Consider the following 22,107-nt stretch of genomic DNA (forward strand, 5'->3'; position numbering starts at 1 on the left):
TCGCACGCGCCAAAGATGACCCCGCACCCGCGCCCGCACCCAAACAGCAGCGCCAAGAGCAAAGAGCCCCCGCAACGGACCGAAGGCAAACACGCCCCTCGGCTATCCTCGACAGGGTGAATTCGTTCGTCATCTCCTCCCTGCTGCCCGTCGTTCTGCTCATCGCCGCGGGCTACCTTGCCGGCAAGCGCCGCTGGATCGGTGGCAACGCCGTCAAGGACCTGTCGAACCTCATCTTTCTGCTGCTCGCACCCGCGCTCCTCTTTCGTGCCATGAGCACCGTCCACGTCGAGCAGCTCAGCCTCAAGCCCGTTGCGGCCTACTTCATTGCCTCCGGCCTGCTGTTCGCCGGCACGCTCGCGCTGCGTGGCTTCAATCGCACGGCCGCCGTCATTGCGCTGGCCAACACCTACAGCAACACCGTCATGATCGGCATCGCCCTCATCGGCCTCGCCTATGGCGAAGCCGGCATGGTCGTGCTGCTCACGTTGATCTCGCTGCACTCCCTGGTGCTCATGACCAGCGCCACGCTGGTGCTCGAGCTGGCCGTCGCGCGCGAGCATGCCGTGGTCAGCGGCGCGGAAAAACGCTCGATGGCGCGCACCGTGCTGCGCGCCTTGCGCAACGCCATCATTCACCCCGTGCCGCTGCCGATCATGGCCGGCCTGCTGTTCGCGCAGACCGGGCTCACCATGCCCGAAGTCATTGACAAGCCGATCCAGCTGCTCGGGCAGGCCTTCGGGCCGGTGGCGCTGGTCATGGTGGGCATCACGCTGGCGCTCACGCCCATCGGGCGGCACTGGCGCGGGGCGCTGGTGCAGGCGCTGGTCAAGAACCTGCTGCATCCGCTGCTGGTGGCCGGCATCGGCTGGCTGCTGGGCGTGCGCGGCATTCCGCTCACCGTGATGGTGGTGGCGGCGGCGCTGCCCATCGGCGCCAATGTGTTTTTGTTCTCGCAGCGCTACCGCACCGCCGAAGACCTGGTGACGGCCAGCGTCGCGGTGTCGACGGTGCTGGCACTGGGCACGCTCACGCTGGTCATGGTGTGGGTGCAGTGGCTTCCCTGACCGACCGGCGGGGCGGATCGGGCCGGATCAGGGCGCGAGCCGCTCGCGCACCCACTCGCCGGCTTCGAGCCGGTAGCGCAGCCGGTCGTGCAGCCGGCTCTTGCGGCCCTGCCAGAACTCCCAGCGGTCGGGCACCAGGCGGTAGCCGCCCCAGTGCGGCGGGCGCGGCGGCGAGAGCAGGTGCCTGGCGGCGAACACGGCGGCGTTCTTCACCAGCACGTCGCGCCCGCTGATCACCTCGCTCTGCGGGCTGGCCCAGGCGCCGATGCGCGAGTCGAGCGGGCGGCTCGCGAAGTAGGCGTCGCTTTCCGCGGCGTCCACCTTCTCGACGCGGCCTTCGATGCGCACCACGCGCTCCAGCTCGACCCAGTGGAACTGCAATGACGCATACGGGTTGCCTGACAGTTCGCGGCCCTTGCGGCTTTCGTAGTTGGTGTACCAGACCACGCCGCGCGGGTCGTAGCCCTTGATGAGCACGATGCGGCTCGAAGGCCGCAGGTCGCTGCCCACGGTGCACAGCGTCATCGCGTTGGGCTCGGGCACTTGCGAGTCGATGGCCTCGGTGAGCCAGCGCTCGAACTGCTTCAGCGGATCGCCGGCGCTGTGCGCCTCGCCGAGTTCGGCGCGCTCGTAGCTCTTGCGCAGCGCGGCCAGCGTTTCGTTGGTTGGAGAAGAAGTCATGACCGAATTGTTGCGCACATACTCGGCCCATGACGACCAAGGCGAATTCCCCGGTAGTGATCGTGCTGGCCTCGGGCCGGGGCGAGCGCTTCATTGCGGCAGGCGGCACGGGCTCCAAGCTGAAGGCGATGCTCGCGGGCAAGCCGGTGCTGGAGCGCACGCTCGACGCGGTGCGTGCCAGCGGCCTGCCGTGGCACCTCGAAGACATCGGGCATCCGGGCATGGGCGATTCCATCGCCGCCGCCGTGCGTGCCACGCCCGATGCCAGGGGCTGGCTGATCCTGCCGGGCGATCTGCCGCTGGTGCAGCCCGAGACGTTGCGGGCGGTGGCCGCGGCGCTCGGCGGCCGGGTGAATGCGGTGCAGCCGCAGTACCTGGGGGAGCGCGGGCACCCGGTCGGTTTTGCGGCCGGTTGCCATGCGCAACTCTCGACGCTGGAGGGGAGCCTGGGCGCATCGTCCATCCTGCGGTCGATGCGCGCTATCGATTCGGTAGCGGACCTGGTGGTGGACGATGTGGGCGTGGTGACCGACATCGACACGCCCGAAGCCCTGGCGCGCGCCGAAGCGCTCTGGATCGAGCGCTCGGCCCGCCGCTGAGCTGCCCGCCTCCGGGTCGGCGGCTCAGCCGATCAGCGAATCAATGCCTCAGCGCGTGATCACCGCGCAGGCGATGCGCGGGCCGGAGTTGCCGGCCGGCTGCGTCGTGAAATCGTCGCGGTCGCGGTGCACGACCAGCGCACGACCCACCACGTTGTTGGCGGCGCCATCGGTCAGCGAGATCGAGTGGTCGTCGACGCGAAAGCGCGCCACGCCGGCGGCGTCGGCCACAAGGCTCGGCAGTTCGCCGGCATGGCTGCCCGGTGCCGCGAACTTGCCATGCGTGCCGCCGGTCGGGTTGAAGTGCCCGCCCGAGGCATTGCCGTTGTCGCCGCAGTCGCCCTTTTCGTGGATGTGGAAGCCGTGCTCGCTGCCCGGCACCAGGCCGCGCACTTCGCCCGACACGCGCACGCCATGCTCCAGGGCGGTGAAGGTCACCGTGCCGCGCGTCGGGTTGGGCGTGATCACGGCGGTCGGCACCAGCTCGACGGCCGTGCTCGGCTTGCCGCCCATGCTGCCGCAGGCGGCCAGGACTGCGGTGGCGAGGAGGGCGGTGCCGGTGGCGATGAGACGACGATGGTTCATTTGTTTTCCTTGGACGGTCCGGAAGGTTGGGAAGAAGAAGTTCGGGGAGAAGCGTTGTTGTTGTCGCTGGACCCCGGAACATATACCGGAGCCGGCGGCGCGCCGCAATCGGCGGCGGGCGCGGATTGGGGTTGTGCCTGCGGCGCCTGCGCTGCCGCAGCTTCTTGCGGCGTGGGCGCCAGCGCCACCAGCCGGGCCAGCGCCGCATCGTGGATCGAATGCCGCTGCAGCTCCAGCAGCGTCTGCTGCGCGTAGTCGAGCGAGCTGCCGTAGCGGCCCACGGCGTGGGTGAAGATGTGGCGGTAGCGCTCTTCGCTCAGTTCGCCCGTGTAGTTGGGGCTGCGGCGCGACAGCGTGAAGGCCAGCGCGCTCACGTTGCCTTCGGCCGTGCCGCAGCGCAGCCACTTGGGGTCGTACACGCCGGTCGGCATCTCGCGCAGCCAGAGCCGCTTCAGCGTTTCCAGCCCTTCGGCCTTCGGCACGCGGAACACCATGCCGCGGCAGCTGCCGCCCGACAGCAGCCCGAACACCAGCCCCGGCGTCTGGACGCTGCCGCGGTTGACGCGGCTCCACATCTTCAGCGCGCGGTGCCAGCCATGCACCCAGGCTGGCCGCCGTTCGACAAATCCGAATTCCGGCCGCCAGATCAGCGAGCCGTAGCCGAACAGCCAGAGGTCGTCGTGCCCGCCCCAGTCGGCAATGGCGCGCTCGAGCATCGGCTGCGGGTCGCGCAGGGGCTTGGGCATCGGGTCGAGTCCCGGCGGGCCGGGGTTCGGCGCGGGGTCCGACACGGGGGTGTCAGGACCGGCGCCTACAATTTCGTGATCATGGTTCACCGCACCATTATTTACCGACCTCTTTCCTACGGAGCAAGACCCGCAATGAGCGACGACGACAGCCAGCAAAATTTCATCCTCGGATTCCTGATGGCGCTGATTGCCCTGGTGATCTTCTTCGTGGTGGGCATCGTGCTCTGGCACAAGGGCCACAACACCAGCGTGCCGGTGGCCCAGGCCAAGCCCGGGGTGGTGGTTTCGGCGCCGGCACCGGGGCAGGAAACCAAGCTGGCCGAAGTGACCGAGACGGTGACGGTCACCATCCCCGATGGCGCCAGCATCCGCGTGGTCAACGGCGTGGTGAACTTCTACTTCGCGACCGGCAGCGCTGACCTGGCACCGGGTGCCGCCGAGGCGCTGGCCGCGGTCATCAAGGGCGTCGAGAGCGGCCACAAGGCGGTGGTCTCGGGCTTCCACGACACCACCGGCGACGCGGCCATCAACGAGGAACTCGCCAAGAAGCGCGCCCAGATGGTGCGCGACGTGCTCACCGGCCTGGGCGTGCCGGCCGACAAGGTCGACCTGCAGAAGCCCGCCGTCACGGCCGGCTCGGGCAACAACGCCGAGGCGCGCCGCGTCGAGGTGAAGCTCATCGACTGAGCGCCCCGTTCGCAGGCACAAGAAAAAGCCCGGTGATGCCGGGCTTTTTTGCGTCCGCGGCCCTGCCGGTCCCGCTGGCCATGCCTGAGTAAATTCGTATTGTTCGGCGCCCGGATTTCATCAGCCCTTTGCCGTCAACTTGGTACGATGGGCCTCCAGGCCCACAGTCGCACCGGCGACACGCAGCAAGAGCCCAAGACCCCCATGAGCAGCACACACCCCACCGTTCGCGACGTCACCGATCGCATTCGCGAGCGCAGCCATGCGCAGCGCAGCGCGTACCTCTCCAGGCTGGCCGAAATCCGCGCCCGCGATCGCGGCTCCGACCGCATGGGCTGCGCCAACGTGGCGCACGCCGTTGCCGGCATTCCGGCCAACGACAAGTTCAGGGTGGTAGCCGAGCGCGCGCCCAACCTCGGCATCGTCACCGCCTACAACGACATGCTCTCGGCCCACGCGCCGTACCAGGGCTACCCGGACATCATCAAGCACGAAGCCCGCCGCCTCGGCGCCACCGCGCAGGTGGCCGGCGGCGTGCCGGCCATGTGCGACGGCGTCACGCAGGGCACGCCCGGCATGGAACTGAGCCTGTTCAGCCGCGACGTGATCGCCATGAGCACCGCCATCGCGCTCACCCACGACATGTTCGACGGCGCGCTGATGCTCGGCGTGTGCGACAAGATCGTGCCCGGCCTGCTCATCGGCGCGCTGCACTTCGGCCACCTGCCTACCGTGTTCGTGCCCGCCGGCCCCATGCCTTCGGGCCTGTCGAACGGCGCCAAGTCGAAGGTGCGCGAGCAGGCGGCGCAGGGCCTCGTGGGCCGGCAGGGCCTGCTCGACGCCGAAATGGCGGCCTATCACACGATGGGCACCTGCACCTTCTACGGCACCGCCAACAGCAATCAGATGCTGCTCGAAGCCATGGGCCTGCACGTGCCCGGCACGGCGTTCATCCAGCCCGGCGACGCGATGCGCGAAACGCTCACGCGCGAAGCCGTGCGCACGGTGCTGGGCAAGGCCGGCGATGCCGCCTTCAGCTGCCCGCCGATCGGCGAAATGGTCGACGAGCGCTGCATCGTCAACGCCATGGTCGCGCTGCTCGCCACGGGCGGCTCCACCAACCACCTGATCCACTGGGTGGCCGTGGCCCGCGCCGCCGGCATCGTGATCGACTGGGACGACTTCTCGAAACTGTCGGACATCATTCCGCTGCTGACCCGCGTGTACCCCAACGGCAGTGCCGACGTGAACGAGTTCCAGGCCGCGGGCGGCCCCGGCTTCGTCATCGGCGAGCTGGTCGATGCGGGCCTGATGCACGGCGACGTGCTCACGGTGCGCGCCGGCGGCATCCGCGAATTCGCCAACATCCCGGAGCTGGTCGAAGGCGGCGAGCAACGCCTGTCATGGCACGCCGCCTCGCCCTCGAAGAACGACGCCGTCGCACGCACCGTTGCCGAGCCCTTCAGCGCCACGGGCGGCCTCAAGCTGCTCAGCGGCAACCTCGGCCGCAGCGTGATCAAGGTGTCGTCGGTGCCCGACGACCGCCACGTCATCGAAGCGCCCGCGCGCGTGTTCGATTCGCAGGCCGCGCTGCACAAGGCCTTCACCGCCGGCGAGCTGGAGCGCGACGTGGTCTGCGTGGTGCGCTGGCAGGGCCCGCAGGCCAACGGCATGCCCGAGCTGCACAAGCTCACACCGCCGCTGTCGGTGCTGCAGGGCAAGGGCTTCCGCGTGGCACTGGTCACCGATGGCCGCATGAGCGGCGCGTCGGGCAAGATACCGGCCGCGATCCACGTCTCGCCCGAAGCGGCCGCGGGCGGCCCGCTCGCCAAGGTGCGCGACGGCGACCTGATCCGTCTCGATTCCGTGGCGGGTACGCTCGCGGTGTTGTTGCCCGAAGACGAGTGGGCCGCGCGCGAAACCGCGACGCTGCCCGAAGCGCAGCGCATCGCCGACGGACACGGCCTCGGCCGCGAACTGTTCGCCGGCATGCGCCGCAATGCATTGACTGCTGAAGAAGGAGCCTGTTCATGGCTATGAACCCCGAAAAACTCACCGCGCTCGAAGTGATGCGCGACGCCCCCGTCATCCCCGTCATCGTGCTGAACGACGTCAAGGACGCCATTCCGCTGGCGCGCGCGCTGGTGGCCGGCGGCATCCGCATGCTCGAAGTCACGCTGCGCACGCCGCAGGCGCTGCAGTGCATCGAGGCCATCGCCAAGGAAGTGCCTGACGCCGTGGCCGGTGCCGGCACCATCCGCAGCGCAGCCGATGCACAGGCTTCGGCACTGGCCGGCGCAAAGTTCGGCGTGAGCCCGGGCTACACGCGCGCGGTCGGCAAGGCCTGCCACGACCTCGGCCTGCCGCTGCTGCCCGGCGTGGCCACCGGCAGCGAAATCATGACGGCGCAGGAAGACGGCTACACCCAGCTGAAGTTCTTCCCCGCGCTGCAAGCCGGCGGCCTGCCGATGCTGAAGGCCTGGCAAGGCCCGTTCGGCGACGTCACCTTCTGCCCCACGGGCGGCATCCATGCGGGCAACGCGGCGGAGTTTCTTGCGCTGTCGAATGTGGCCTGCGTGGGCGGCTCGTGGATCGTGCCGGCCGACGCCATTCGCGAAGGCAACTGGGCACTGATCGAACAACTGGCGCGCGCCGCGAGCCAACTGCCGCGCTGACCGCCATGGCCGCCGATTTCGACGCGAGCGACCTGAAGGTCATTGCCTTCGACATCTTCGGCACCGTGGTCGACTGGCACAGCGGCATTGCCGCCGAGGTCGAGCGTGTCTTGCCGGGCGTCGATGGCGCAGCCTTCGCGCTGGCCTGGCGCGCCGGCTACCAGCCCGCGATGAAGGCCGTGATGGAACGCATCGCAGCGGGCGAGGGCGGCTTCACGCTGCTCGACGAACTGCACCTGAGCATGCTCGAACAGGTGCTGAGCGACTTCAGCCTGGCCGACCGGCTCGACAGTGCCGCCCGGCGCGACCTGAGCCGTGCCTGGCACCGCCTGCCGGCCTGGCCCGATTCGGTGGAAGGGCTCACGCGGCTCAAGAAGAAGTTCACCATCTGCACGCTCTCCAACGGCAACATCGGCCTGCTCACCGAAATGGCGAAGCGCGCCGGCCTGCCGTGGGACTGCGTGCTGTCGGCCGAAGTGTTCAAGGCCTACAAGCCCGACCCGCGCACCTACCTGGGCGTGGCGGGCGTGTTCGACGCCACGCCGGGCCAGGTGATGCTGGCCGCCGCGCACCACGACGACCTGGCCGCCGCGCGCATGTGCGGCCTGAAGACCGGCTACATCGAGCGGCCGTACGAGTTCGGGCGAGCCAAGCCCAAAGACGTGTCGCCGCAGCCGGACAACAACCTGCACGCGCGCGACATCAACCAGCTGGCCGACCTGCTCGGCTGCTGATGATCTGCAGGCCGCCTCAGTCGGTCAGCAGCTTCTCGACCGTGCGCAGGTTGCGCGCGGTCGTGCTCGACTTGTAGCGCGTTTTCGCCAGCAGTTTCGAGACCGGCGTGTCGGTGCTTTCGCCGCGCGGGCATTGCCAATAGAGCACGCCCTTGCCGCGCTGCAGGCGCTCGACGGTGGCGTCGAACGTGCTGGCCGCCTTCATGATTTCATCGAGCATCGCGGGGTCGGAGCCGAACACCAGGTAGGGGTGCCGCTCTTCGTCGATGCGCTCGAAGGGGTAGCCCGCCGCCATGTCGGCCACGGCCTTCTGCGTGAGCAGCACGATCCACGCGTCGTAGCCGAAGCGCTTGCGCAGCGCCTGCTCGATGCGCGCGCGCAGTTCGGCGGCATCGCTCTCGTCGGTATCGAACAGCACGTTGCCGCTGGCGAGCACGGTGCGCACCGCGCCGAAGCCGAGTTCGACGAACAGCGCCTTCAGGTCGGCGCTCTTTATCGTGATGCCGTTGACGTTCACGCCGCGCAGCAGCGCGACATGGCGCGTGGCGGCGGTTTTCTTCTTCGGGCTTGCCATGGACGGATGTGTCTTGTCGATGCCCGTGGCGCTTCAGCGAAGGCCGCCGCCGGCGGCGCTTTCGTCACGCTGGATCAGCTCGATCTTGTAGCCGTCGGGGTCCGTCACGAAGGCGATGACGGTGGTGCCGCCCTTGACCGGGCCGGCTTCGCGCGTCACGTTGCCGCCCGCCGCCTTGATCTTCTCGCAGGCCGCGTAGGCATCGGGCACGCCGAGCGCGATGTGGCCGTAGGCGGTGCCCAGCTCGTAGCTTTCGGTGCCCCAGTTGTAGGTGAGTTCGATCTCGGCCTGGTCGGGGTTGCCCTTGCCATAGCCGATGAAGGCCAGGCTGTATTTGTACTCGGGGTTTTCCGACGTGCGCAGCAGGTTCATGCCGAGCACCTTGGTGTAGAAATCGATGGAGCGCTGGAGGTTGCCAACGCGCAGCATGGTGTGAAGAAGTCGCATCTCGTGGAGCCGTTTGGTTTTATCGAAGGGGAAGGCCGCTATTGTCGGCCTGCCTGCGCGGCACGATCAAGCGGCCAGCGTCAGCAGATGGGCCTGGTGGTGCTTCAGGAAGTCCATCAGGTGTTGCGGATACTCGGGCACGACCGCGTTGCGCACGCTGGGGCGCGCCGCCAATGCCTGGCGCCACGCATTCACCTTGGGCAGCGCATCGAAGATGTGTGAGTCGTGCAGGGCATCGAACACCTCGAAATAGCGGAACACCGGCGCGAACACCGCGTCGACCAGGCTGAAGCTTGCGCCGGCAAAGTAGGGGCCGGCGCCCAGTGCCGCTTCGACCCGCTCGAACTTCGCGACCAGCGCGAGCCGCTTCTGTTCAAAGATGGCCGCATCCTGCGTGGTTTCGTAACCCCACAGGTCGCCGAGGATGGCCGAGCCGAACTCCATCCATGCGCGGTGTTCGGCACGGGTGAGCGGGTCTTCGGGGTGCAGGCGCGCGCCGGGCTGCGTCTCTTCGAGGTACTCGCAGATCACGTTGCTTTCGAACAGCACGGCCTCGCTGCCGTCGGGTCGCCGCACCTTCAGCAGCGGCACCTTGCCGAGCGGCGAGATGTCGAGAAACCACTGGGGCTTGTTCGCGAGATCGATCACGACGCGCTCGAAGGGCACGCCTTTCTCATTCAGTGCAATGGCGGCGCGCTGGACGTAGGGGCACAGCAGGTGGCTGACGAGAGTGAGGGGCTGTTGCGACATGGGGTTTCCGTTTTCGGTTGGGGTGTTTCGGATCGCCGCGATTCTTGCGGTCTTGAACAACCTTTTCCAGAAAAGCCCATTGGGCCGGGCGCGCGCCGATGGCATTGCGGGACAGCCACCTAGAATTCTTCGCTGTTCGAGCAAAAAAACGGGGAGAGGGCCTTGCAGATCTACAGGTTGACTTCCGGTCGCCACGGAACATTTCTCTACAACCGGCAGGATGAATTCGTCGGCCGCAGCCTCGAGCTGTACGGCGAATGGTCGGAGGCGGAAATCCTGCTGTTTCGCCAGCTGATCGAGCCCGGCAATGTCGTGCTGGAGGCCGGCTCGAACATCGGATCGCACACGGTCTGGTTTTCGCGCGCCGTGGGTGAGCGCGGCCGCGTGATCGCCTACGAGCCGCAACGCAGCGTCTTCCAGTTGCTGTGTGCCAATCTGGCGTTGAACGAGCGTTTCAATGTCGACGCCCGCTGCGAAGCAATCGGACGCGCCGACGGGCACGTCGAGATTCCCGTGATGGACCCGTTCGCAAAGTTCAATTTCGGTTCGGTGTCGTGCCACAGCCGCGGCGAGGTCAATGAGCGGGTGCCCTTGCGCGCGATCGACTCGCTGGCCCTGGAACGGCTCGATTTCATCAAGGCCGACATCGAGGGGTTCGAACTGGAGATGCTGCACGGCGCCTGGCAGACGATCGAGCGTCACCGCCCCGCCATCTTTCTGGAGTTCCTCGCGCAGTACGGGCCCGGCGATATTTCGCAGGAGGTGTGCCAACGATTGGGCGGGCTGGGGTACGACTGCCATTACTACCTGACGCCCCTGTTTCTCGACGAGAACCACAAGGGCTCGCGAGAAAACCTTTTCCCGGGCGGCACGTCGTTCGATCTGCTCTGCACCCCTCGCGAAAAGTTCTCGGTCGCGGGCTTGCTGGCTGCCGAGGGAAAGACGTGGCAGCAGTCGGTGGACCAGGGCTGGTGCGTGCCGCGGGTGGAGCGCCGCGAGCCCGCATAAGGGCTGCGCTCTGGCTCGCTGCTAGGCGGCAGTGGCCAGCCAGTGCGTGATGCGGCCGCCGTGCATCACGCCGATGCGGTCGGCCATGGCGTGGGCTTCGGCCTCGTTGTGCGTCACCAATATCGCGGTCTGGCCCGCCAGCTTGAGGATGCCGCGCACCTCGGCCGTCAGGCGTTCGCGCGTGCCGCCGTCGAGGTTCGAGAAAGGCTCGTCGAGCAGCAGCAATGCGGGCGAGGGCGCGAGCGCGCGGGCCAGTGCGATGCGCTGCTGCTGGCCGCCCGACAGCTCGTGCGGATAACGCTCGCCGGCTTCGGCCAGGCCCACCAGCGCCAGCATTTCGGCCACGCGCGCCTGCTGCGCCGCGCGGTCCAGGCGGCGCAGTCCGAAGGCGACGTTCTTCGCGGCCGACAGGTGCGGGAACAGCGCGTACTCCTGGAACATCATGCCCACGCGGCGCTGCTCGGGCGGCAGGTGCTGCTGCGCGGAAGACAGCAGCACGTCGCCCAGCTTCACCGTGCCGGCGCGCACCGGCTCGAAGCCGGCAATGGCGCGCAACACCGTGGTCTTGCCGCAGCCCGAGGGGCCGAACAGGCAGGCGATGTCGCCCGCGGCCAGAGAAAGCGCAAAGCCGTCGACCACCGTGTGCAGGCCACGCGGCGTGTCGTAGGCAAGCTGGAGCGCGTCGATATGCAGTGGGGAGCTCATGTCTTGTTCGGGTCGGGCATCGCGGAGGATGTCCCCAACTGGTTGCGCGCCAGCAGCACCACCGGCAGCAGGCCGGCCAGCACGATGGCCAGCGCGGCAATGGCGCCTTCTTCGTAGGTGCCGCGCGCGGCTTCGGCATAGAGCCAGGTGGCGAGGGTGTCGAAATTGGCGGGCCGCAGCAGCAGCGTGGCCGGCAGTTCCTTCATGGCGTCGACGAACACCAGCAGCGCGCCGGCCGCAATCGCGGGCCGAAGCAGCGGCAGGTGCACGCGGCGCAGCGTGCCGCCGGTGGTTTCGCCGAGCAGCCGCGAAGCCTGCTCGATGGCCGGCGGAATGCGCGCCAGCCCGGCCTCGATGCCGCCGACCGGCATCGCCAGGAAGCGGATGGCGCAGGCCACCACCAGCACCACGCCCGCGCCCATGAGCGGCAGGCCCTGCAGGCCCAGCGCGTTGGCCAGCACGGCATCGAAGGCCAGTGCCGGCGTGAGCAGGCCGATGGCCAGCACCGTGCCCGGCACCGCATAACCCAGCGTGGCGACGCGGGCCTGCCAGTGTGCGCGGTTGGGGCCCGAGCCCTGGCTGCGCGAAGCCCATGCAACCACCAACCCCGCGCCCACCGCCACCAGCGTGACACCGGCTGCCAGCGCCAGCGTGTTGCCCAGGCTGGCAACCAGCCCCCGCGAAATGCCGCCCCCCTGGTACAGCCGCTTGGCGCTTTCCCAGACCAGGTACAGCGCGGGCGCCACGAAGCCGATCAGCACCGGCAGCGAGGCCGTGGCGGTGGCGGCCCACGCCGCGCCGCCATGCAGGCGCTTCGGCTGCACGGCGCGCATGCGCTGCGCCGAGCCGAAGCGCTGGTGCTGGCGGCCGTTGCGTTCGAGCCAGACCAGCGCCACCACCATGAACAGCATCGCGCAGGCAATCTGCGCCGCGCCGGCCAGGTCGGAGCGCGTGATCCATGTGGTGTAGACCGCCACCGTGAGCGTGTTCACGCCCAGGAATTCGGAGGCGCCGATGTCGTTGAGCGTTTCGAGCAGCGCCAGGCTCAGGCCCACGGCCAGCGCCGGCCTTGCCAGCGGCAGCGCGACTCTAAAGAAGGCGCCGCTGCGGCTCTCGCCCAGCGTGCGCGCGGCTTCCATCAGGTGCGCCGGCTGCGTCATGAACATCGCGCGCGCCGTCATGTAGACGTACGGGTAGAGCACGAAGCCCAGCACGAAGATCGCGCCTGGCATCGAGCGCAGGTCGGGCAGGCGGAACTGGCGCGGGCTGTCGAAGCCCAGCATCCAGCGGATCGCGCCCTGCACGGGGCCGATGGGATGCAACAGGTCGAGGTAGGCAAAGGCGACGATGTAGGTCGGCATCGCCAGCGGCAGCAGCAGCGCCCAGTGCAGCGTGCCGCGCCCCGGAAAGTCGTGCGCCGTGACCAGCCACGCGCAACCGGTGCCGATCACCAGCACCAGCGTGCCGACCCCGGCCAGCAGCACGGCGGTGTTAAGCGTTGCCTGCGGCAGCACGTGCGCGAACAGCGGGCCCCAGTGCCCCACGCCCGAGCCGAACGCAAGCCATGCCAGCGTGAGCACCGGCGCGAGCACGCCGAGCGCGATGGCCAACGACGTCCAGCGCCAGGCCGGGCCCGCGGCATGCAGGCCCGGCGGCTGGCGCCGTGCTATCGACAACATTCTTCAGGCACTTTCAAGGCGTGCCCGGCCATGCCGGTCACTGGTCGAAGCCGACCTTGTCGACCAGCGCACTGGCCTGCTTGCGGTACTTGGCGATTTCGGTCAGTGGCAGCGGATCGACCTTCAGCTCGCCGATGGCCTGGCCGATGATCGGGTCGAGCGCCACGCCCTTGCGCACCGGGTATTCGTAGTTGGCCTGCGCGTAGAGCGACTGTGCCGGCTCCGACACCAGGAACTCGAGCAGCTTGACCGCGTTGGCGCGCTGCGGCGCGTTCTTGGCCACGGCCGCGCCGCTGATGTTGACGTGCGTGCCGCCGCTCTTGGCGTTGGCGAAGGTCGGGCGCACCACCTTGATGGCGTCGCCCCACTTGCGCGCGTCGGTGCCTTCCTTGGCGCTCTTCATCTGGCCGACGTAGTACGAGTTGGCCAGGCCCACGTCGCAGATGCCGCCGAGAATGTCGCGCGCCACGTCGCGGTCGCCACCCGTCGCCTTGCGTGCCAGGTTGGCCTTCACGCCGCGCAGCCACTGCTCGGCCTTGGCCTCGCCGTCGTGCGCGATCAGCGCGGCCACCAGGGCCGTGTTGTAGGGGTGCTGGCCGGCGCGGATGCAGACCTTGCCCTTGTACTTCGGGTTGGCCAGGTCTTCGTAGCGGAAGCTGGTCAGCGGCTGGCTCTTGTCGGCGTACAGCACGCGGGCGCGCAGCGACAGCGAGAACCACTGGCCGTCGGCACCGCGCAGGTTGGCCGGAATGGCCGATTCGAGCGCGGCCGATTTGACCGGCTGCGTCACGCCGCCATCGACCAGGTCCATCAGGTTGCCGATGTCCACCGTCATCAGCACGTCGGCCGGCGAGCGTGCGCTTTCGGCCTTGACGCGCTCCAGCAGACCGTCTTTCACGAACACGGTGTTGACCTTGATGTTGCTCTGCGCGCTGAAGGCCGAGATGAGCGGCTGGATCAGCGCGGGCTCGCGCGTCGTGTAGAGCGTGAGTTCGTCGGCGGCGGCCTGTGCGGGCAGGGCGGTGACGGCCAGCCAGGTGGCGCTGGCGCCGAGCAGTGCGCGCGCGGCGCGGCGGCCTTGGACGCGGGAGCGTTCGGTCATGAAGGATCCTCCGGGAGCAGTGACGTGTTCTGGAAAAAAATCAGCGGCGGCGCAGGGCCGCGCCGCCGAGGATGAGAATAATTATCACTGGGGGGAGGGAGCGCGCTGCCTTTGGACTTACAGGTCGAAGGCCTACTAGGGGCGGATGCGCGATGCCGCTTTCTTGTGCTCGCCCCTTCAGCGCGCAGGCGGAATCTCGAACACAAGGCAGGTCGTCGTCGCGTGCGCGTACAGCGTGCCATCCGGCCCGAACAGCCGGGCCTCCGCCGTGGCGAGCTGCTTGCCGCAGTGGATCACCTTGCCTTCGGCGCGCACGCGCTGCACCTTGGGCGTGAGGCCCTTCACGTAGTTCACGCTCAGTTCGGCGGTGGTGTAGGCGCGGCCGGGCGGCATCATGGTGTGGACCGAGCAGCCCAGGGCCGAATCGAGCATGGTCGCGACCCAGCCGCCGTGGATGGTGCCCAGCGGGTTCAGGTGCTGCGGCAGCGGCGTCCCCTGGAACACGGCGACGCCCTTGCTCACGGTAAGGATGGTGAAGTCCAGCGTCTTGGCAATCGCGGCATAGGGAATTTCGCCGTTCAGCATGGCCTGCATGACCTCCAGGCCGGTCTTGTCGGCGATCTGGTCGGGGCGCGCCAGCCCGGGGCCTGGGCCGCCGTCGAGGCGGTCGGTAATCAGTCGCTCTTCGGCAATCCATGCGTCGAGCTGGTTGATGGGGTTCGTCGTCATGCCTGTGTTCCTTCTGGGGGCTTTGTTGGGGTGGGTAAATTGCATATGCAATAGTTGCACATACAATAATACCCCATGGACACACCCACCAAGCCCCGCGGCTGCACCAGTTTCAAGGTGCGGCAACTGTCGCGCCGACTGTCGCAGCACTACGACGCCGAGGTGTCGCAAAGCGGCCTGAAGACCACGCAGTACTCGCTGTTGTCGCAGCTGGCGCGGCTCGGTCCTTCGCGCCCGGTCGACCTGGCGGGCGAGCTCAAGATGACCGCCTCGACCCTGAGCCGCAACCTGCAGCCGCTGATTGCCGCGGGCTTCATCGCGCAGAGTGCCGGCGCCGACGCACGCAGCCTGCTGGTGCAGCTCACCGAGGCCGGCGAGGCCAAGCGCCGCGAAGCACAGCAGTACTGGAAGGCGGCTCAGCAGAAGATCAATGCGCTGTTTGGCGTGGAGCGCGTGCTCGCGCTGCACCAGCTGATCGACGAAGCGATGGAACTGCTCGGCGCCGATGACGAGCCGGCCATCGACGACTGAGCGTCTTCCACCCCGACCGCCACCTCCGATACCCACGACACATCTTTTCCTTGTCGCGCGCAAAGGCTGCGCGCGCGAGTGCGTTTTTCTTGCCTTTTTGCTCCTCCACATCTCATTCAAACAGCCGAGGTCCCATGTTCGCCACCCAAGTCTCCGCATGGCTCCAGCGCCGCGGCATCCACTACGGATGGATCGTCGCCGCCATCACTTTCCTGACCATGCTGACCATGTCGGCCGCGCTGGGCCTGCCGGGCGCCATGCTGCAGCCGCTGACCAAGGAGTTCGGCTGGAGCACCGGGCAGATCTCGTCGGCGCTCGCGCTGCGCTTTGCGCTGTTCGGCCTCATGGGCCCGTTCGCCGCCGTGCTGATGGAACGCTACGGCCTGCGCGCGGTGATCTGTACCGGCCTTGCGCTGGTCGGCCTGGGCATGGCGCTGGTCACCATGGCCTCGCAGCTGTGGCAGCTGTTCGTGCTGTGGAGCCTGATGCTGGGCCTGGGCACCGGCATGACGGCGTTGGTGCTCGGCGCGGTGGTGGCCAACCGCTGGTTCGTGGCGCGCCGCGGGCTGGTCATCGGCATGCTCACGGCCAGCTCGGCCACGGGGCAGCTGGCCTTCCTGCCGTTTGCGGCCTGGATGATCGAGCACTGGGGCTGGCGCTCGGCCATCGTGCCGATCGTGATCGGCAGCGTGCTGATCGGCGTGCTCGCGCTGTGCCTGATGCGCAACCGGCCGTCGGACATCGGCCTTCTACCCTACGGTGAAGTGCCCGGCACCCAGCCGGCGGCGCCCGCCGTTGCCGCCCCGGCCATGAACTTCGCCACGCCGTTCCGCGTGCTGAAGGAAGTCTCGACCAACCGCACCTTCTGGATTCTTGCGGGCACCTTCTTCATCTGCGGCTTGAGCACCAACGGCCTGGTGCAGACGCACTTCATCTCGCTGTGCGGCGACAACGGCATGGGTGCCGTGCCGGCCGCGTCGGTGCTGGCCATGATGGGCGCCTTCGACTTCGTGGGCACCATTCTTTCGGGCTGGCTCTCGGACCGCTACGACAACCGCAAGCTGCTGTTCTGGTACTACGGCCTGCGTGGGCTGTCGCTGTTCTGGCTGCCGCATTCCGAATTCACGATCTACGGCCTGGGCCTCTTCGCGATGTTCTACGGCCTCGACTGGATCGCCACCGTGCCGCCGACCGTCAAGCTCGCGGGCGCCACCTTCGGCCCGGCCAAGGTCGGCCTGGTGTTCGGCTGGATCTTTGCCGCGCACCAGCTGGGCGCCGCCACCGCCGCCTATGGCGCCGGCTTTGCGCGCACGCTGCTGCTCACCTACACCCCGGCGCTGTACGCAGCGGGCGCCGCCTGCCTGGTTGCCGCGCTGATCGTGATGATGATCCGCCGCCCGGCCGCCAAGACCGGTGCGCCGGTCACGCCATCGGCGGCGGCTCGGGCCTGAGCACGCCACGAAGAACGCAACCCGCGCACCCCGCGCATCACGCACAGCCCGCACCGCCATGTCCACCGCAACTTCTTCCACCGCCTCGTCGGCCGACCTCGACCCGCGCACGCGCCGCCTGCTCGAAGCGCCCATCGTGCCCACGCTGCTGCGCCTCGCCGCGCCCAACGTGCTGGTGATGGTGGCGCAGGCTTCCGTCGGCCTGATCGAAACCTACTTCGTCGGCAAGCTCGGCACCGATGCGCTTGCGGGCATGGCGCTGGTGTTCCCCATCGTCATGCTGATGCAGATGACCTCCAGCGGCGCGATGGGCGGAGGCATTGCCTCGTCGATTGCCCGCGCGCTCGGCGCACGCCGGCGCGCCGACGCCGATGCGCTGGTGTGGCACGCCATCGTCATCGCGCTGGGCTTCGGCCTGTGCTTCACGCTGGCGCTGCTGCTCGGCGGGCGCTGGCTCTACGGAATCATGGGCGGCACGGGCCCCGCGCTCGACGCGGCGCTCACGTACTCCAACTGGGTCTTTGCGGGCGCGGTGCTGGTGTGGCTGTTCAACTCGCTCTCGGCCATCATCCGCGGCACCGGCAACATGTCGGTGCCGGCCAACGTGACGGTGGTGGGCGTGGTGTTCCTCATTCCGGCGTCGCCGTTGCTCATCTTCGGCATCGGGCCGCTGCCGGGCATGGGCATCGCCGGCGGCGCGATGGCGCTGCTGCTGTATTACCTGCTGGGCTCCATCGCGCTCATCGTCTACCTGCGCTCGCCGCGCAGCCTGCTGCGGCCCACGCTGGAGGCGCTGAAGCTGCGCTGGCCGCTGTTCCGCGACATCCTGCGCATCGGGCTGGTGGGCACGGTGTCGACCGTGGCCACCAACCTGTCCATCGGCATTGCCACCGCACTGACCGGGCACTTCGGTTCCGGCGCGCTGGCCGGCTACGGCACGGCGTCGCGGCTCGAATACCTGCTGGTGCCGTTGGTGTTCGGCCTGGGCGCGCCGCTGGTCGCGATGGTCGGCACCTGCATGGGCGCGGGGCAGCGCGAGCGTGCGTTGCGCGCCACCTGGGCCGGCGCCGGGCTGGCCTTTGCGCTGACCGAAACCATCGGCCTCGCGGCTGCGTTCTTTCCGCGGCCGTGGCTGCTGCTGTTCGGCAACGACCCCGTGATGCTCGAGACCGGCGCGCACTACCTGCGCGTGGTGGGGCCGCTGTACGGCTTCTTCGGTGTCGGGCTGGTGCTGTACTTCGCCTCGCAGGGCGCGGGCCGGTTGCTGTGGCCGGTGCTTGGCAACATCGCGCGGCTGGCCGTGGCGGGCACGGGCGGCTGGCTGGCATTGCGCTGGGGCGGCGGGCTTACCGGCGTGTTCGCGGCGCAGGGCGTGGCGCTGGTGGTGTACGGCATCGTGATCGCATCGGCCATTGCCGGCGGTGCGTGGTTCGGCCGCGTGGGCTGGCCGCGCACGACCAACGGATTGCTGCGCCGCGTGGCGCAGGCCTGACCCGATTTTTCTTCACCGAAAGGCTCCCATGAAAATCAAGGATTCCGTTGTCTTCATCACCGGCGCGAACCGCGGCCTGGGGCTGGCTTTCGCGAAGGCCGCGCTGGCGGCCGGGGCGCGCAAGGTCTACGGTGCCGCGCGCGATCCGAAGAGCATCACGCTGGCAGGCGTGACGCCGGTGGCGCTCGACGTGACGCAGGCCGCGCAGATCGAGGCGGCCGTGGCGGCCTGCGGCGACGTCACGCTGCTCGTGAACAACGCGGGCATTTCGCGCGGATCGAACTTGCTGAGCACGGGTGCGGTCGATGCCGCGCGCGCCGAGTTCGAAACCAACTTCTTCGGCCCCTGGGCGCTGACGCAGGCCTTTGCGCCGGTGCTCGCGGCCAACGGCGGCGGCGCCGTGGTCAACGTGCTGTCGGCCCTGAGCTGGACCACCTTTCCCGGTGTGGCGACGTACAGCGCGACCAAGTCGGCGGCCTGGTCGCTGAGCAACGGCTTGCGCAATGAACTGGCGGGGCAGGGCACGCAGGTCACCAGCCTTCATGTGGCCTTCATGGACACCGACATGGCCGCGCATGTGCCTGGCGCCAAGGCATCGCCGGACGATGTGGCGCGGCAGGCGCTGGAGGGTGTCGAGGCCGGCAAGCCCGAAGTGCTGGCCGACGCGGTCACGCGCCAGCTGAAGCAGGGGCTGTCGAGCGAGACGCCGGCCTATGTGGTTCCGCCCGCGGCGCCGGTCAAGGCATAGGCCGGGGCACAGGCCAAGTCATAGGCAGGCCGCAACGCCACAAACAAGAACCCGGGCGCGCGGCCCGGGTCATGCATCGGACGGAAGGCCGAAGCCTGTCAGTTGCGATACGGGTTGTTGGGGCGGCGGTCGTAGCGGTTGGGCACGCCGTCTCCGTCGTTGTCACGGCGGCCGCTGTAGTGGCGGCGGTCATCCCAGCGGCGGCCGCCGCGGTCGTAGTAGCGGTCCGGCCCATGGTAGTAGCGCGGGCCGTGATAGTGGCGCGGCGGAGGCGGCGGCGCGTAGTAGCGGCGGTGCGGCGGCGGTGCCGGCACCACGTACACCTGGGCCTGGATGAAGCGGCCGCCGGTCTGGGCTTGTGCCGGGGCGGTAACTGCCGCCAGCGACAGCAGGGCTGCGGCGGCGAATGCGAAACTGAGTTTTTTCATGGCGACTCCCGTGGAGTGGTTGGAAGCCTCATCGTCGCTGCCTTGTGTGAACCTTGTGTAAGGCTGAAGCGAAATCGGATGAAGAGCTGTAAGCCCATGCGCGCTGTACGTTGTGCGCGCTTGCCGGGCATGCAGTCATCCTAAGTGCTTCGGCACCCGCGAGGCACCGCTCCGGGTGTGCCGTTGGTTGTAGGCCAACAGGCCGTGAACGTGTGCGTTCGTTCGCAGCTCAGCCGCGCGGTGGCGGCAGCATGCGGCGCAGCGCTTCGAAGAACAGGTCCGACTGCTCGCGCTCGCCCTGGATCTGCGCCGCCACATGCGCGGCCAGCTTGGCATTCACCGGCGCCAGCGGGCGCCCGGTCGACTGCGCGATCACCTGGTGCAGGCACGCGCGTTCCAGGTAATACAAATCGTCGTAAGCGTGTGCGATGGTGGCGCCCGCCACGATCACGCCGTGGTTCGCAAGAAAGGCCACGTCCTTGCCCGACATTGCGCGCGCAATGCGTTCGCCTTCAGCATCGTCGAGCGCAAGGCCGTTGTATTCGGCATCGACCGCGATGCGGTTCATGTAGCGCATCGCGTTCTGGCTGGCGGTGGGGTCGAGCGCGCGGTCGACCGTGATCGTGAGCGCCGTCGCATAGGGCATGTGGCAATGCAGCACCACCGCATGGCCCGTGAGCCGGTGCACCGCGCCATGGATGAAAAGCGCGGTGGGCTCCACGCGATGGCGCCCGGCGAGCACTTCGCCGTGCACGTCGATCAGCACGATGTCGTCGGCACCGATCTCGCTCCAGTGCAGGCCGCGCGGGTTGATCAGGTAGCGGTCTTGCGCGCCCGGCAGCATCACGCTGAAGTGGTTGCAGACCCCTTCGGACAGCCCGTGATGGGCGGCGGCGCGAAGGGCAAGGGCGAGGTCTTCGCGCAGCTTGCGCACGGCGGGGCTGGCGTAGGTGGCATCGGCGGACATCGGGTCTCCTTCTTTTTTCTTTGGGGCAGGGTCGTGGGTAAAAAGGGGCGGATCAGGCGCGCATCACGCCGGTCCAGGCCGCGACGAATTGCTTCGCATCGTCGCGCACGGCGGCGGCCTGCTTGCCCGGCTTGTAGAGCGCGGAACCGATGCCGAAGCCCGCCGCGCCCGCCGCGCGCCACACGGCCATGTTCGCTGGCGTGATGCCGCCCACGGGCATCACCGGTGTGCCCGACGGCAGCACCGCCAGCAGCGCCTTCACCACGGCGGGCGAGGCCAGTTCGGCGGGGAACAGCTTGAGCCCGGTGGCACCGGCCGCGAGCGCGCCGAAGGCCTCGGTCGGCGTCAGCACGCCCGGCAGGCAGACCATGCCCAGGCGCGCGGCCTCGGCGATGACCTCGGCGTTGAAGTTGGGCGACACGATCAGCTCGCCGCCGGCCGCATGGACCTCGCGCACCTGCCGTGCTTCGAGCACCGTGCCCGCGCCGACCAGTGCCTGTGGAAAGCGCGTGCGCATCAGCGCGATGCTGTCCAGCGGTTGCGGCGAATTGAGCGGCACTTCGAGCAGCCGGAAGCCGGACTCCACGATGGCATCGCCCACGTCGGCGGCCTCGGCCGGCGAGAGCCCGCGCAAGATGGCCACCAGTGGCAGCTCGCCCATGGCGGCGCTGAATTTTTCGAGAGCAGTGGGGGCGGAGAGATGTGTGTTCGTCATGGTTGTGTCGTGTGTTTGTCGTCCGCCGCCAGAAAGCCCGACAGCGCATGCAGTCCGGCCCAGGTGGCTTCGGCCCCGAGCGTGCGCGTGGCGACGCCGGTGGCACGCAAGGCCAGCGTGTAGCGCTGGGTGAGGGCGGGCGAGCCGATCAGCACCACTTCGCCGGCCGCGTGCAGCGACTGCGTGCGAAGCTCTTCGCCGATCAGCAGGCCCGAGAGATAGCTCGAAAGCTCGGGCTTCGGCATGCGTTCGAACAGCGCGAGCGTGCGCGCGCCGAAGGCGTTGTGCAGCAGCCCATGGCCGTTTTCGGAGCGCGTCACGCCTTCGAGAAAAGCAGCCTCATCGAGCGGTGCCGCCGCATCGAGCGTGCGCGCAAGAATCGAGTGCTGGCTCAGCAGCGCATAGAACTCGCCGGTCATGTAGGTGCGGAACCCGGCGACGCGGCCTTTCTTCACCGTGGCCCACTTGTTGTGAGTGCCGGGCAGAACGAACACGCCGTCGCTGAGGCCGGTGAGCGTCATGGCGCCGAAGATCTGAACTTCTTCACCGCGCATCACATCGGGCACGCCATCATGCTCGTCGCTGAGGCCCGGCACGATGGCGATGCGCGCGCCGGGAATGGCATCGATGTGGATGATCTTGCGGCCGACTTCGACGCGGCCGGCGGGGCAGGCGCAATACGGCGCCTCGACCCAGCCCTGCTTGCTGCCGGCCATGCCGGAGATGAGGCAACGCGTTCCTTCGGGGCGCATCCAGTCGCCGAAGAGCGTTTCGAAAACAGCGGGAAAGCCGCCTTCGGGCACCGTGAGAATGCCGCGCGCGTCGCTGCGCTCTTCAAGCACTTTGCCGTCGGCGTCCAGCAGTGCGCCGCGCAGTGAGCTCGTGCCCCAGTCGATTGCTACCAGTCTTGTCATGTCGGCGATTTTGCTTTGTGTTCCGGGTTGCTTGGGGTTGGGGTCGGGGTCGGGAGCGGGGTCATTCTTGGGCTTGTGCGACTGACACCG

25 protein-coding genes are annotated in these 22,107 nt (G+C 68.4%); 11 read left to right on the plus strand and 14 right to left on the minus strand.

The window, feature by feature from the left end; genetic code table 11:
* Positions 1-116: 116 nt before the first annotated feature.
* Positions 117-1,067: an AEC family transporter gene (locus DBV14_RS08470; protein WP_124458746.1), complete on the plus strand. Its 951-nt coding sequence runs from the start codon at positions 117-119 to the stop codon at positions 1,065-1,067.
* A 27-nt stretch (positions 1,068-1,094) separates the two neighbouring features.
* On the opposite strand, the gene pdxH is transcribed toward DBV14_RS08470, so the two are convergent.
* The gene (gene pdxH, locus DBV14_RS08475; RefSeq protein ID WP_185545968.1) at positions 1,095-1,766 is read right to left on the minus strand and encodes a pyridoxamine 5'-phosphate oxidase; all 672 of its coding nucleotides are present in this window, start codon (positions 1,764-1,766) and stop codon (positions 1,095-1,097) included.
* A gap of 11 nt (positions 1,767-1,777) precedes the next feature.
* On the opposite strand from pdxH, the gene DBV14_RS08480 reads away from it, so the two are divergent.
* Complete coding sequence (locus DBV14_RS08480) at positions 1,778-2,347, plus strand: NTP transferase domain-containing protein (protein WP_124458748.1); 570 nt, start codon at positions 1,778-1,780, stop codon at positions 2,345-2,347.
* A gap of 48 nt (positions 2,348-2,395) precedes the next feature.
* On the opposite strand, the gene DBV14_RS08485 is transcribed toward DBV14_RS08480, so the two are convergent.
* Entirely contained in the window at positions 2,396-2,932 is a 537-nt protein-coding gene (locus DBV14_RS08485; protein ID WP_124458749.1) for a superoxide dismutase family protein, read from the minus strand.
* On the minus strand, positions 2,929-3,678 hold the full coding sequence (locus DBV14_RS08490; protein ID WP_124458750.1) for a gamma-glutamylcyclotransferase: 750 nt from the start codon (positions 3,676-3,678) through the stop codon (positions 2,929-2,931). Before DBV14_RS08490 ends, DBV14_RS08485 begins: the two co-directional genes overlap by 4 nt.
* Before the next feature lie 135 nt (positions 3,679-3,813).
* Between DBV14_RS08490 and DBV14_RS08495 the strand changes: the two genes are divergently transcribed.
* The 4 genes from DBV14_RS08495 to DBV14_RS08510 all read left to right on the plus strand — a co-directional run bounded on the left by DBV14_RS08495 (position 3,814) and on the right by DBV14_RS08510 (position 7,777).
* Positions 3,814-4,368, plus strand: a complete 555-nt coding sequence (locus tag DBV14_RS08495; RefSeq protein ID WP_124458751.1) for an OmpA family protein — start codon at positions 3,814-3,816, stop codon at positions 4,366-4,368.
* Positions 4,369-4,572: 204 nt separating this feature from the next.
* On the plus strand, positions 4,573-6,408 hold the full coding sequence (gene edd, locus DBV14_RS08500; protein ID WP_124458752.1) for a phosphogluconate dehydratase: 1,836 nt from the start codon (positions 4,573-4,575) through the stop codon (positions 6,406-6,408).
* Positions 6,399-7,043 carry a bifunctional 4-hydroxy-2-oxoglutarate aldolase/2-dehydro-3-deoxy-phosphogluconate aldolase gene (gene eda / locus DBV14_RS08505; RefSeq protein ID WP_124458753.1) on the plus strand — a complete coding sequence of 215 codons (645 nt, stop codon included), beginning with the start codon at positions 6,399-6,401 and terminating at the stop codon, positions 7,041-7,043. Before edd ends, eda begins: the two co-directional genes overlap by 10 nt.
* 5 nt (positions 7,044-7,048) lie before the next feature.
* The gene (locus DBV14_RS08510; RefSeq protein ID WP_124458754.1) at positions 7,049-7,777 is read left to right on the plus strand and encodes a haloacid dehalogenase type II; all 729 of its coding nucleotides are present in this window, start codon (positions 7,049-7,051) and stop codon (positions 7,775-7,777) included.
* A gap of 16 nt (positions 7,778-7,793) precedes the next feature.
* Here DBV14_RS08510 and DBV14_RS08515 read toward each other — a convergent pair whose 3' ends face one another.
* From DBV14_RS08515 to DBV14_RS08525, 3 genes are all read right to left on the minus strand, one after another.
* Complete coding sequence (locus DBV14_RS08515) at positions 7,794-8,351, minus strand: DUF1697 domain-containing protein (RefSeq protein WP_124458755.1); 558 nt, start codon at positions 8,349-8,351, stop codon at positions 7,794-7,796.
* A 33-nt stretch (positions 8,352-8,384) separates the two neighbouring features.
* Positions 8,385-8,798, minus strand: coding sequence for a lactoylglutathione lyase (gene gloA, locus DBV14_RS08520; RefSeq protein ID WP_124458756.1), 414 nt, complete (start codon positions 8,796-8,798; stop codon positions 8,385-8,387).
* Between the two features lie 66 nt (positions 8,799-8,864).
* A complete protein-coding gene (locus tag DBV14_RS08525) occupies positions 8,865-9,548 on the minus strand; it encodes a glutathione S-transferase family protein (protein ID WP_124458757.1) in 684 nt (227 codons plus the stop codon).
* 162 nt (positions 9,549-9,710) lie between these two features.
* Between DBV14_RS08525 and DBV14_RS08530 the strand changes: the two genes are divergently transcribed.
* Complete coding sequence (locus DBV14_RS08530; protein ID WP_185545969.1) at positions 9,711-10,556, plus strand: FkbM family methyltransferase; 846 nt, start codon at positions 9,711-9,713, stop codon at positions 10,554-10,556.
* A 21-nt stretch (positions 10,557-10,577) separates the two neighbouring features.
* On the opposite strand, the gene DBV14_RS08535 is transcribed toward DBV14_RS08530, so the two are convergent.
* From DBV14_RS08535 to DBV14_RS08550, 4 genes are all read right to left on the minus strand, one after another.
* A complete protein-coding gene (locus tag DBV14_RS08535) occupies positions 10,578-11,261 on the minus strand; it encodes an ABC transporter ATP-binding protein (protein WP_124458759.1) in 684 nt (227 codons plus the stop codon).
* Complete coding sequence (locus DBV14_RS08540) at positions 11,258-12,940, minus strand: iron ABC transporter permease (RefSeq protein ID WP_124458760.1); 1,683 nt, start codon at positions 12,938-12,940, stop codon at positions 11,258-11,260. The genes DBV14_RS08535 and DBV14_RS08540 overlap by 4 nt, the downstream gene beginning before the upstream one ends.
* Positions 12,941-12,977: 37 nt before the next feature.
* A complete protein-coding gene (locus tag DBV14_RS08545) occupies positions 12,978-14,042 on the minus strand; it encodes a Fe(3+) ABC transporter substrate-binding protein (protein ID WP_124458761.1) in 1,065 nt (354 codons plus the stop codon).
* Positions 14,043-14,219: 177 nt separating this feature from the next.
* On the minus strand, positions 14,220-14,771 hold the full coding sequence (locus tag DBV14_RS08550) for a PaaI family thioesterase (protein ID WP_124458762.1): 552 nt from the start codon (positions 14,769-14,771) through the stop codon (positions 14,220-14,222).
* A 75-nt stretch (positions 14,772-14,846) separates the two neighbouring features.
* Here DBV14_RS08550 and DBV14_RS08555 point away from each other — a divergent pair, with 75 nt between their 5' ends.
* The 4 genes from DBV14_RS08555 to DBV14_RS08570 all read left to right on the plus strand — a co-directional run bounded on the left by DBV14_RS08555 (position 14,847) and on the right by DBV14_RS08570 (position 18,993).
* Positions 14,847-15,302: a MarR family winged helix-turn-helix transcriptional regulator gene (locus tag DBV14_RS08555; protein WP_124458763.1), complete on the plus strand. Its 456-nt coding sequence runs from the start codon at positions 14,847-14,849 to the stop codon at positions 15,300-15,302.
* 134 nt (positions 15,303-15,436) lie between these two features.
* Entirely contained in the window at positions 15,437-16,753 is a 1,317-nt protein-coding gene (locus tag DBV14_RS08560; protein ID WP_124458764.1) for an MFS transporter, read from the plus strand.
* 58 nt (positions 16,754-16,811) lie between these two features.
* The gene (locus DBV14_RS08565) at positions 16,812-18,245 is read left to right on the plus strand and encodes an MATE family efflux transporter (protein WP_124458765.1); all 1,434 of its coding nucleotides are present in this window, start codon (positions 16,812-16,814) and stop codon (positions 18,243-18,245) included.
* Between the two features lie 28 nt (positions 18,246-18,273).
* The gene (locus DBV14_RS08570) at positions 18,274-18,993 is read left to right on the plus strand and encodes an SDR family oxidoreductase (RefSeq protein ID WP_124458766.1); all 720 of its coding nucleotides are present in this window, start codon (positions 18,274-18,276) and stop codon (positions 18,991-18,993) included.
* 98 nt (positions 18,994-19,091) lie between these two features.
* Here the strand turns inward: DBV14_RS08570 and DBV14_RS08575 are convergent, their stop codons facing one another.
* From DBV14_RS08575 to DBV14_RS08590, 4 genes are all read right to left on the minus strand, one after another.
* Complete coding sequence (locus DBV14_RS08575; protein WP_124458767.1) at positions 19,092-19,421, minus strand: hypothetical protein; 330 nt, start codon at positions 19,419-19,421, stop codon at positions 19,092-19,094.
* A gap of 229 nt (positions 19,422-19,650) precedes the next feature.
* Positions 19,651-20,388 (minus strand): aldolase, encoded by a 738-nt coding sequence (locus DBV14_RS08580; RefSeq protein ID WP_124458768.1) that lies wholly within the window; start codon positions 20,386-20,388, stop codon positions 19,651-19,653.
* 52 nt (positions 20,389-20,440) lie between these two features.
* Positions 20,441-21,103, minus strand: coding sequence for a 2-dehydro-3-deoxy-6-phosphogalactonate aldolase (locus tag DBV14_RS08585; RefSeq protein ID WP_124458769.1), 663 nt, complete (start codon positions 21,101-21,103; stop codon positions 20,441-20,443).
* Positions 21,100-22,017 carry a 2-dehydro-3-deoxygalactonokinase gene (locus DBV14_RS08590; protein WP_124458770.1) on the minus strand — a complete coding sequence of 306 codons (918 nt, stop codon included), beginning with the start codon at positions 22,015-22,017 and terminating at the stop codon, positions 21,100-21,102. Before DBV14_RS08590 ends, DBV14_RS08585 begins: the two co-directional genes overlap by 4 nt.
* Positions 22,018-22,107: the final 90 nt, after the last annotated feature.

It is taken from the genome of Variovorax sp. KBW07, from assembly GCF_003852515.1.
GTDB lineage: Bacteria > Pseudomonadota > Gammaproteobacteria > Burkholderiales > Burkholderiaceae_C > Variovorax.